The 9,807-nt window shown below is 39.1% G+C and carries 15 protein-coding genes and 2 pseudogenes; 13 read left to right on the forward strand and 4 right to left on the reverse strand.

Translation table 11 applies throughout. From position 1 onward, the window contains the following. The 3 genes and pseudogenes from LI162_RS14555 to LI162_RS14565 all read left to right on the forward strand — a co-directional run. A pseudogene (locus LI162_RS14555) lies at window positions 1-311 on the forward strand (MobA/MobL family protein); the annotation flags it as partial. Further along, window positions 289-999, forward strand: coding sequence for a DUF6040 family protein (locus LI162_RS14560; protein ID WP_014080632.1), 711 nt, complete (start codon window positions 289-291; stop codon window positions 997-999). The pseudogene LI162_RS14555 and the gene LI162_RS14560, both read left to right, overlap by 23 nt. A 365-nt stretch (window positions 1,000-1,364) precedes the next feature. Further along, window positions 1,365-2,033 (forward strand): LytR/AlgR family response regulator transcription factor, encoded by a 669-nt coding sequence (locus LI162_RS14565; protein WP_204987873.1) that lies wholly within the window; start codon window positions 1,365-1,367, stop codon window positions 2,031-2,033. On the opposite strand, the gene LI162_RS14570 is transcribed toward LI162_RS14565, so the two are convergent. The 3 genes from LI162_RS14570 to LI162_RS14580 form a co-directional block, all read right to left on the reverse strand. After that, on the reverse strand, window positions 2,021-2,578 hold the full coding sequence (locus LI162_RS14570) for a DUF4368 domain-containing protein (protein ID WP_118629785.1): 558 nt from the start codon (window positions 2,576-2,578) through the stop codon (window positions 2,021-2,023). The two genes, LI162_RS14565 and LI162_RS14570, sit on opposite strands and share 13 nt — an antisense overlap. An 85-nt stretch (window positions 2,579-2,663) precedes the next feature. Further along, on the reverse strand, window positions 2,664-2,993 hold the full coding sequence (locus tag LI162_RS14575) for a plasmid mobilization protein (protein WP_002584958.1): 330 nt from the start codon (window positions 2,991-2,993) through the stop codon (window positions 2,664-2,666). A 199-nt stretch (window positions 2,994-3,192) separates the two neighbouring features. After that, on the reverse strand, window positions 3,193-3,549 hold the full coding sequence (locus LI162_RS14580; RefSeq protein ID WP_044942672.1) for a helix-turn-helix transcriptional regulator: 357 nt from the start codon (window positions 3,547-3,549) through the stop codon (window positions 3,193-3,195). Window positions 3,550-3,947: 398 nt separating this feature from the next. Here LI162_RS14580 and LI162_RS14585 point away from each other — a divergent pair, with 398 nt between their 5' ends. The 7 genes and pseudogenes from LI162_RS14585 to LI162_RS15965 all read left to right on the forward strand — a co-directional run. Next, the gene (locus LI162_RS14585) at window positions 3,948-4,133 is read left to right on the forward strand and encodes a cysteine-rich KTR domain-containing protein (RefSeq protein WP_003431289.1); all 186 of its coding nucleotides are present in this window, start codon (window positions 3,948-3,950) and stop codon (window positions 4,131-4,133) included. Window positions 4,134-4,149: 16 nt separating this feature from the next. Then, window positions 4,150-5,133 (forward strand): 23S rRNA (adenine(2503)-C(2))-methyltransferase RlmN, encoded by a 984-nt coding sequence (rlmN, locus tag LI162_RS14590; protein ID WP_002584956.1) that lies wholly within the window; start codon window positions 4,150-4,152, stop codon window positions 5,131-5,133. 473 nt (window positions 5,134-5,606) lie between these two features. Then, the gene (locus LI162_RS14595; protein ID WP_003502131.1) at window positions 5,607-6,044 is read left to right on the forward strand and encodes a sigma-70 family RNA polymerase sigma factor; all 438 of its coding nucleotides are present in this window, start codon (window positions 5,607-5,609) and stop codon (window positions 6,042-6,044) included. Beyond that, the gene (locus tag LI162_RS14600; RefSeq protein ID WP_117494835.1) at window positions 6,028-6,258 is read left to right on the forward strand and encodes a helix-turn-helix domain-containing protein; all 231 of its coding nucleotides are present in this window, start codon (window positions 6,028-6,030) and stop codon (window positions 6,256-6,258) included. Before LI162_RS14595 ends, LI162_RS14600 begins: the two co-directional genes overlap by 17 nt. Before the next feature lie 22 nt (window positions 6,259-6,280). After that, the gene (locus LI162_RS14605) at window positions 6,281-6,865 is read left to right on the forward strand and encodes a DUF6033 family protein (protein ID WP_022154350.1); all 585 of its coding nucleotides are present in this window, start codon (window positions 6,281-6,283) and stop codon (window positions 6,863-6,865) included. A gap of 13 nt (window positions 6,866-6,878) precedes the next feature. After that, a complete protein-coding gene (locus tag LI162_RS14610; RefSeq protein ID WP_022154349.1) occupies window positions 6,879-7,175 on the forward strand; it encodes a hypothetical protein in 297 nt (98 codons plus the stop codon). A gap of 21 nt (window positions 7,176-7,196) precedes the next feature. Further along, a pseudogene (locus tag LI162_RS15965) lies at window positions 7,197-7,427 on the forward strand (hypothetical protein); the annotation flags it as partial. A 376-nt stretch (window positions 7,428-7,803) separates the two neighbouring features. Here LI162_RS15965 and LI162_RS14620 read toward each other — a convergent pair. Further along, window positions 7,804-8,043: a DUF6061 family protein gene (locus LI162_RS14620; protein WP_008115692.1), complete on the reverse strand. Its 240-nt coding sequence runs from the start codon at window positions 8,041-8,043 to the stop codon at window positions 7,804-7,806. Between the two features lie 313 nt (window positions 8,044-8,356). Between LI162_RS14620 and LI162_RS14625 the strand changes: the two genes are divergently transcribed. From LI162_RS14625 to LI162_RS14635, 3 genes are all read left to right on the forward strand, one after another. Continuing rightward, complete coding sequence (locus LI162_RS14625) at window positions 8,357-8,569, forward strand: PF20097 family protein (RefSeq protein WP_055157826.1); 213 nt, start codon at window positions 8,357-8,359, stop codon at window positions 8,567-8,569. 30 nt (window positions 8,570-8,599) lie between these two features. Then, window positions 8,600-9,202 (forward strand): Type 1 glutamine amidotransferase-like domain-containing protein, encoded by a 603-nt coding sequence (locus LI162_RS14630; RefSeq protein ID WP_227156850.1) that lies wholly within the window; start codon window positions 8,600-8,602, stop codon window positions 9,200-9,202. Window positions 9,203-9,499: 297 nt separating this feature from the next. Next, window positions 9,500-9,736: a DUF6061 family protein gene (locus tag LI162_RS14635; RefSeq protein WP_004843528.1), complete on the forward strand. Its 237-nt coding sequence runs from the start codon at window positions 9,500-9,502 to the stop codon at window positions 9,734-9,736. Window positions 9,737-9,807: the final 71 nt, after the last annotated feature.

A 9,807-nucleotide genomic window follows, 5' to 3' on the forward strand; every position in this document is an offset into this window, starting at 1 on the left:
AACAGCAATTAGAGAAAGGAAGGTTGATTGATGAACGAATTAAGAAACTCAAAGAGCGACGATCAACTGGAAGAGTTGCTTCTGCTGACAGAGCAGATGCAGGAAGAACTCGACCAGAAAGACCGGACTATCAGGGAACTGAAAGTGCAGCTCGACGAATCGCTGACCTTGAACGAGAAGTTAAACAGCGAGAACAAAACAGAGAACATTCAAGCCTTAAAGAACGACTTGAGGAAAACAAAAGAATTGTTGCAGAGCGAGAAAGAGAAAACACACACCGTCCAAGCCATGATAGAGGAATGTCGAGATAAGCAGAGACAGGCAGAACAGGAACGGGATTATGCACTCTCCCATCAGAAAAAAGTAGAGATACCGGTTGAAAAGCCGGTACTCTATCAAAAGTGCGGGAATTGTAAACAGACAGCTTATCTGAAAGCTAAGGAAAAGTATGATATGCAGAGGGAAAAACTGGCAGGCAGATATAAAACAAAAACAGCCATGTATGAAGCATTGATGTTTCTGCTGATATGGTATTCCGTATCAACTACTCTTTTTCAGATGATACGGTCAAAAATATTTATTTCTGATTGCGTGGTATTCTTTGATACAATCGCAACTTTCACACAGACCATTGCTGGCTGGGTTGTACTGGCAGGAAAGAACGTGGCACAGATTAGTGATGGAATATCCAATCCTGTCGTTGCTGGAATTATAAACTGGCTGATAAGAATATTGATTTGCGGTGGATGTCTGGTGGGTGTGGGAATACTTTTGGCATTCATCGAAATAAAGATTGCAGGGCTATATAAGAAATACTGTTGGGATATGATTACCATAATGGTGATACTTGTAAGTATGGCAATAGCTATCTACTTTGGGGATTGGATAAAGGAAGTATTGCCAATCAATCTGCTATTTCTCTTATTATTCGTGCAACTGGTATATGTTGGAATCAGGTGGTATGTAAAGGGATGGCGGGAAAACAGAGGTTATGTTTAAAAATAAAAAAATTGTCTGAGACGCAGCGAAGTAAATAAAATGAGTAGTATTATAAGAAGTCAGCAGTGCGTGAATAAACTGCTGGCTTCTTTTTTGATAGATACAGTCACTCTCAGAGAGTGTGCAGGATAGTAAAGTAATAATATCAACATGCCGATATAGAAAATGCAGGGAAGCATTGTATTTCAAAGAGTTTGAGATACAATGCTTCTGCGTTTCTATAGGAGATAGTCGTTCTATGCGGAAAATAGTCATTTGATGCGGAGAATGATCGAGCGGAAGATTTGTTTGATATAATAAAGAGTGCTAGGTGAGACTTGTATGGTTTACAGGTATGAGAGAAATCAAAGACAGGAATGAAAAATATGAACATTATTATTTGTGATGACAGGATAGATGACAGAAAAAATCTATCAGATTTGCTGTCAGACTATGGTGAAAAAAAGAATTATGAGTTTGCTATTACAGAATATGATTCTGGAGAACAGTTATGCGAAGAACAATCAGCTTTGGAAGCGTGTCAGATATTATTTCTGGACATCAATATGCAGGGGATGGATGGGCTGAAAACAGCTATGAGGATTAAAGAAAAATATCCAAAACTTCCGGTTGTGCTGGTGACGGCATACATGAATTACGCACTGGATGGATATAAGGTGAAAGCAAGCCGTTTTCTGCTGAAAGATAACCTTGCAGATACTATAGAAGAATGTATGGATGATTTGATAGCAGAAATTAATAAAAACCGTAGGATTCTCGAATTTCGTTTTGTGGAGGGAACGATAAAACTCTATGCAGATGACATCATTTATATAGAAACAGAACTTCACAAAAATGTATTTTATACTGAAAAAGGTACGTTTCAGATTTATAAAAAACTGGATGAACTGGAAAATGAATTCAAGGATATGGGATTCGTGCGGGCACATCTAAGTTTTCTTGTAAATGAGTTAAACCAGATAGGGATAAAAATAGATATGTATCGGCAGGAGTACAGATTTACTCCTGCTTTCGCCTTTATTCAGGCGGTTTGACGTGTAGTACGCCGCATATATTCCCGCTCCATTTCCCGCATTTCCTCGTCTGTGGGAATATCCACAATCCCGACATAGGAATAGTAAATGTCGATTTGCTGTGTCCGTTTCCCGTCCTTTTTCTCACGCTCATGGATTACGATTTTATCCACAAATGCGTTTAGGATTTCGGGCGTGAGTTCGTCAATGCGGGTATATTTCTTCGTGACGGCTATCAGCTTTGCTACATTGGTCACTTCCATATCGGCTTGGCTGACCTCTGCGGTCAACGCTTCGATTTCACGCTTTAACTGTCCCTGCTCCGCTTCATATCCGTCTGACAGCTTGTAAAAGCGTTCGTCATTCAGTTTTCCGCTGACATTGTCCTCGTAGATTTTGCGGAACAGGCGGTCAAGCTCATCCATCCGCTTTTCGTCTTTTTCTATCTGTTTCTGCTTTGCGGACAGTTCGTATCGGCGTTCCGCAAGGGTGGTGTCTATCTGCCGTCGGATAAATACCCGCTCAAACTGCTGTAAATAGGACAGGAAATGCTGAAGCTGTTTCAAAACCAACTGGTTTAATGCGTCCTCTCGGATATAATGCTGCGTGCAGTTCTGCGTGCGGCTCGTCCGTTTGTACTGCGAACAGCCTTTAAGGTTGATTTAATAGGGTGCGTCTTTGTAACCGCCATATCTCGTCCACCGCCTTTTTAATGTCCTCTATATCCTGCCTGTAAACCGTCCCCGTCGCATTGGCGCGTTTTGCAATCTGGTTGATGTTCCGGCTCACCGCTTGCAGTTCCCGGATATATGCTTTTGTGTCGCTTCGGTCAACGACAAGAATATACCCGTCTATCGCCATTTTACGGAAGTATGCCCCATACTGCTTTATGGGAAGCTGCTTCATCTTCTCGTCGATCAGCCGCTTTTCTTCTTCCGTAACGTAAAACTTCATCTGTATATTTCTCTTTCGGTTTTCCATTTCCGCACCGCCTTTCGGTATAAGGGTTTGGGATTATCCCAACAAGCACTTTTCGCAAACGGGTACTCGTTTGCTGTGCTTGCTATCTACTCCTTATCCCGTTTCAAAGGCAGCGTTTGTTGCACTCTCTTTCTAATTTGGCGCAAAAAAAGATTGCAGCCCCTATGCGCTGCAATCTCCTGCTTCCCATATTGTGAGGTTAGTCCTCTGCTTGTTCGACTTCTGTTATCTCCCTTGCCGTTGCGGTTACAATCCGTATGCCTTTATCGCTCATACCGTCCAGCAGCGCGTCAAGCTGCCGCCGCCCGGTGGATTTCTCCGCATTGCTGTTCGGGAAGAAAAATTGATCTACCGAAATATGATACCGGGTTACAAGGTCATAGAATACCTGTAAACTCGGCTGTTGTCCCTTGTTCTCGATATTCGCAAGGTAGCGCGGGGAAATATATAACTCGTCGCTTACCTTTTTGCGGCTCTCGCCGTATTCATTTCTCGCGGCTTTTATAGCTGCCCCGAAAGCCTTAAAGTCGTACAATGGTACGGGTCTTTTTGCCATTTTCATTCACCCTGTTACATTTTACAGTTCACCTTTCTTTTTGGATATGTCCACACAATTCATATCATTAGGTTAAATACTTCCTGTTGTGTATTGACAGTAGACTGATTTTCTGATAAAATAAAATTTATGTAAAAGGAGGCGGCGTTTATGTTGCATAGCATGCGTATTAGATAAGCATTGAAAAAAAGGATTTTCCCATTTTCAACATGGGCTTTTTTGTCATGCTTATTTTGCGGATGCTATACAAAAAACTAACGACGTATAGATATAGTATAGACATAGTGCAAGCTATGCCTTAGTTTTGTTGTACTGCTCTGTGCATTATAAATGCAGGTCAATGCTCATGTTGAGGATTGACCTGCATTTTTTTGTGTAAAAAGGACGAGTGAAATATAATGCTTAAAAAATATTGGATAAAATGTCCGATTTGTAACGGAAAGACGAGAGTTCAAGTATTTCATAATACTGTATTAAAAGATTTTCCTCTTTTCTGCCCTAAATGCAAATTGACGCATATCATTGATGTAGAAAAATTAGAGATTGTAATCAAAAATACAGAAAAACAAACTTTTATTATTTAGAAGAAAGGATATAAAAATGAAACGTTTACCTAAATATACGCCTGCGGAAGTACGGAATGATCCATACGGATTTACTTACAAAGAAATGTCGGAAGTTATTGGCGAGAATGAAGCAAAAGCCTTATATGAAGAATTATATAAGCAATTACCACGCAAAAAAAATCTATCAATGTTGGTAAAAAATATTTGCAAAAGCAGTGATACTGAAAAGTATGTTTACGAACTGAAAGACAACAAATACATTGAAACGGTTTTTATCAAGCGGCGAGATGGTGGAACTGTTTGCGTGAGCACACAAGTCGGTTGTCCTGTTGGTTGTATTTTTTGTGAGTCCGGGCGAAATGGCTTTGTTCGTAATCTAACATCGTCAGAAATCGTACAACAGATTATATTGTTGCGTCGAAAAGTAAACCGTATCGTTTTTATGGGTATGGGAGAGCCTTTATTCAATTATGACAACTTGATAAAAGCAATCCATATTCTCCGAGATAGATATGGGCTCAACTTTCCAACCGACGGCATTACCATATCAACAGTTGGTCCGGTCGATCAATTAAAAAAATTGCGCGAGGAACATCTTAAAATTCAGTTGACAATATCTTTACACGCAGCAACACAATCTGCAAGAAATCGTATTATTCCTCACATGCGCATATATGCTATTGAAGATGTTGTTAAGCAAGCCTTATCCTATTCTGAAAGGCATAATCGCAAAATTGTCTTTGCGTATTTGCTTTTACCGGGTATAAATGACCGGCCCTCAGATGTAAGACAACTTGCAAAATGGTTTCGGGGCAAAAAAGTTATGATTAACGTGTTACAATACAACCCAACAAGCAATTCAAGAATTAAAGCACCACAGAAACGGGAAATAGTTGCATTCAAACATCAATTAGAGCAAGCAGGACTTGAAGTTACTATGAGAGTTTCTCATGGCAGAGAGATTAACGCGGCTTGTGGACAGTTAGCTAACACATATAATAAATTCAAAAAAAAATGATTAAAAGTGCCAGACGCATAGACGCAGAGCCGATAACGCATTAGGTCAAAAAACCTATGTGTTATCGGCTTTTTTATTTAATATTGCGCAAAAGCCGCTGTTCCCTATTATAGAATGGATTGCGGGTAGTGTATTAAAGTCGCCCTTTTTTAAGGATACGGCGGTATCGGGGAGGTATCGCCGTGTCCATTTTTATTTACTGTAACCCGCCTAATGCTTTGCGGTCAAAAAAAGCTATGCTCCGCAAGCGGGATATTCCGGCTATGAGTATGAACTGTCAATACATCTAAATACTTCTTACATTTCCTTTGCGCTCGTCCGCGTCTTGCGGACGGGCGCATTTTGCTTTTTTCAACTTTTTTCTGAAAAACGCACTCAAGAGCCATCTCCCGAACGGGTACGGAGCGAAAGGGGCAGAGAGGACAAGCCCTTAACTCCCGTCCTCTACTCCACGCGGGAAGGAGGTGAACTCTATGGAGCTATCTTCTTCCGACAAGGAAAGAATACAACATCAGTACGACGCATTAGCAAAGAAAACTTTGGTTGGCGAAGCGAAAAGCCACCGCCGCACTCTTGCGAAACGCGCAGCACGCGAAGTACCTTTTTCGGATTTGAGCGAAAGCGAACTCGCGCAGCTTTTCACAACGGACGAATACAAAAGCGATTATTTCCGTTTTCAAGTGTCCGGCTTTGATGTACTCGTCAAAAATGAACTGCTTGCCGAAGCCCTTAACGCTTTGCCCGAAAGGAAACGCGACATTATCCTTTTGTCCTACTTCTTGGACATGAGCGACGCGGAAATTGCTGAACTGCTGAATGTTGTACGCACGACGGTTTTCCGGCACAGGAAATCCGCGCTTGCGAAAATCAAACAGTATTTGGAGGGAAAAGCAGATGATGAATACCGTTAGGAAATCTGAAAATCTGTTGCCGTTCCCTGTCATTTCCGCAGCGGCAAACGGCGACACAACCGCCATGTGCGCGATCTTGAAGCATTACGAGGGTTACATAGCGAAACTTTGTACCCGCACGCTGAAAGACGACGCGGGCAATACCTATTCCTATGTGGACGAGGAAATGCGTAACAGGCTGCAAGTGCGCCTTATTACCCGCACCCTTATGTGACACAAAACACAATTCTAATAGTGTGGAAGAATATTATGAAAAATTATGTAAAAAGTTTCCGCAAATAAGTTTTAATACCAACGGCGGTGTTGTGCCTTGCAATTCCAATAAAGTGGTCGTAAATCTTTCTTATGACTGTTTGAAAAAAATGGCTAATGATCCGGAATTCGCAAAAGAAATAGAATGGAATTTATCCGGAGAGGTTGCAGCAAATTCACAAGTATATTCTTTTGCAAAGCGTGACGGTGTAGAGTTGGGAGGCAGGACAGTTACATATGATGCTAATGGAAATCGGCAATCTTCATGTGGTGGTATGAGAACAGCTAATTCGTCAAATAAAAGTTCAGATGTATTGAGTACACAAAATCAACAAAAAGCAGCAAAAAGTAGACGGGACAAAAAACGTGAGCAAGAAGAATACTTAGAGAAAATGCGTGAGAAACGAAAAAGAGATGAAGAATATTTGGAAGAATTGCGTGAGAAACGCAAAGATAGAGATGAGTATATTAGTGAAATGTCAGAAAACAGTAGTTCAGTGGTAAGAGCATATACTCAAGCGGAATACGATAATGTAGATTTATTATCTACATTAGATACGAAAATCTGAGGAGGACACGGATATGTCGTTGGAAGTTTACAGTAGGCAGAGTAAGGCGTTTCAGTATGATGGATATAAAATAAATTCTGAAATGCGGGAACACATAAATGCAGAAAAAAGCAGTTCAAATGTACATAAAGACAGAGATACCGTGAATTTTTCCGCAGAGGGCAGAAATATGTGTTACGGATTTGGAGTGCATGATGTAAAAGACCGTGCAAAACATACGGTAGTTAAGCCAGGCATAGCACCTCTTTTTGACACTATTTCAAGGACACTGAAAACAGTCAGAGAAGCAGTACATTTACAATTCAGATAAAATGATTGGAGGAACAGAAGTATGCACATTGGTTCTGGTCTAAATACGGTATCTTCAATGTACCGCCAACAAAAAGGCAATAATATGAAAACGCCTGCATCTGGGGAAAAGACATTTTATACGGCAGAAACACCGAAGGTATATCAGATATTCACAACAGATAATATGTTGTGGACAGGAGGTAATGGCACCGGTCTTTCTTATTGTCTTAAATATGCGGATGATTCAACGGATGAAAATCCGGTGGTGTTACATCTAATTACAAAAATACAGCTATTAAAGATACGGTCAAATAAGCTGCTCCATCATGGGAAAAGTATAAAATTAGGAGCTTTAGATAATATCACAAGGGAAAAGTTTTCAAAAACTTCTGGTAACTCTTTGAAATACATATCATATCAATAGATACGATAATATAAATTATGTTTGTATTTGTTGATAACAGGTTTATATCGGAAAAATTGTAAATTTATTTTCTATGTGAATTTTCATTTTTGTAGGGCTGGCATTAGACCAGCCCTTGATTTCATTATAATAGATAAAAAGATATTGAATATATATGCACGGTAAAAAGACGATTCTCAATAAATGAGATTGGGAAAAAGTAACCTTAGTGCTGTTGAAAAAATCACCATAGTTCTAATGAATCTTCTGCATCTACCCATATCTGCATTGTTTCATCAAGATATAATTTTGCATATTCAAGCGGTTTATCAATGGCAAGTGCGTTCAATGCACAGTCTGATCCGGGTGTGGTTTTTAAATCCTTTTCGGCTTCCCAACAGTCAATGCGGAGCATATAACCAGCAGAAGTATAAATATCAATGCTGTTTCTGTGTGGATTGTATTCTGCAAATATTGTTCTCATCGTATAGAATCTCCTTATCATTCAATCAGTCATTTGTTACAAAAATCAGAAGCATTTCAATCAGTTCACCATGTCACTTTTATTTTGTGTTATACTGTTTTATAGATTTTTCTTGCCCTTGTATTTGCCCTTATCAGAGTTCGTAAACGCTGACGGGACGATATAACACAAGGGAAACAATAAGGGAAAGCTCACCTGCGATAAATCCAGTGTTTTCAAGGGTTTGCAGAGAATTTAATAACAAAATATAACAGTTATTAAATTCCCTAAAACAGGTGAAATCTCAATCGGAATTTATAGGAGGTGAATCGGCATGAAATGTCCATATTGTGGTGATGAAATGATTAGAGGATACCTAATGAGTTCACGAGACATTACTTTTGCAGTTGATAATCTGACAAAAGTTTTTCGTATAAAAAAATCGGACGATCTGGAATTGAGTAAAGGTTCAGGAGGAATCCCTCATTGTGAAGCTTATCGTTGTAGTAGTTGTAAGAAGATTTTGATTGATTATGCAAATAGATAAATCGTAATTTATATATAAAGGAGAATATTGATGAAACTGTTTTTATGTTCGCACTTTTCAAGTGTAGGAAGTCTGATAAAGGAAGAAATTGAAAATAAAAAAGTCGCATTTATTCCAACAGCTTCGCTGCGTGAAGGCTACACCGGTTATGTCGGCTCGGCTCGAAAATTATTCAAAAAGTTGGGAGCAATCGTAACTGAAATTGATATTTCAACGGAGGCTTATTCAACGATACAGTCTGTTTTTGAAGATGCGGATGTGATATATTTTACCGGCGGAAATTCTTTTTTCCTTATAGACCAGCTCCGTAAAACGGGAACGGATGAGCTGTTGAAGAAAGAATTGGCAAAGGGAAAACTGATGATTGGTGAATCGGCAGGTGCGATTATATGCGCTCCAAGCATCCAATATATCGAGCAAATGGATGAAAAGCCGGAGGACTACTCACAAGAAGATGATGCAGGGCTTGATTTGCTTGATTTCTATGTTCTTCCGCATTATCTTACAGCACCATTTAAGAAAGTTACCGAGAAAATAATGACTGAGTTTTCGGATTTGAATCTATGCCCAATTAACAACCGTCAGGGAATTGTAATTGATGGTGAAGGTTCAAAGGTTATTTGCAAAGACTAATTTGAAAATTCCAGTTGATATTTCACATATTTTAGGAAATTTAATAACTGTTATATTTAATTATCAAATTCTTCGCAAACCCTTGAAAATACTAAGTTTGTAGCAAGTGAGCTTTCCCTTACTCTTTCCCTTGTGTTATATTCTCACATTGGTTTTCATGAACCTTAATATGGGAAAAAATAAGGGAAAGAAAATTTCATAACACAGTATAACAATAACGACATGGTGAACTGATTGAAATGTTTTCGATATTTAACTCTATAACTGATTATTAAAAGAAAATGGAGATAAGATACGATGAGAACAATTTATGCAGAATACAACATAAATCACGATAGTATTGATGTTTACACAAGTGCCGGATATATGCTTCGCATTGATTGCTGGAAAGCTGAAAAAAATCTAAAAACCACATACGGATCAGAATGTGCGCTTACTTCATTGGCTGTGGATGAGCCTTTGGAATATGCAAGATTATATCTTGAGGGTAATTTACAGATGTGGGTAGATGCAGAAGACTCACTAGAGTTATAATCCTTATCCATATAAATAATATGCAAATATATATCCCATCAATATAGCGAATATACTGAAATAAAAGTATC

It is taken from the genome of Mediterraneibacter sp. 210702-DFI.3.120, from assembly GCF_020561005.1.
Lineage (GTDB): Bacteria > Bacillota > Clostridia > Lachnospirales > Lachnospiraceae > Mediterraneibacter > Mediterraneibacter faecis.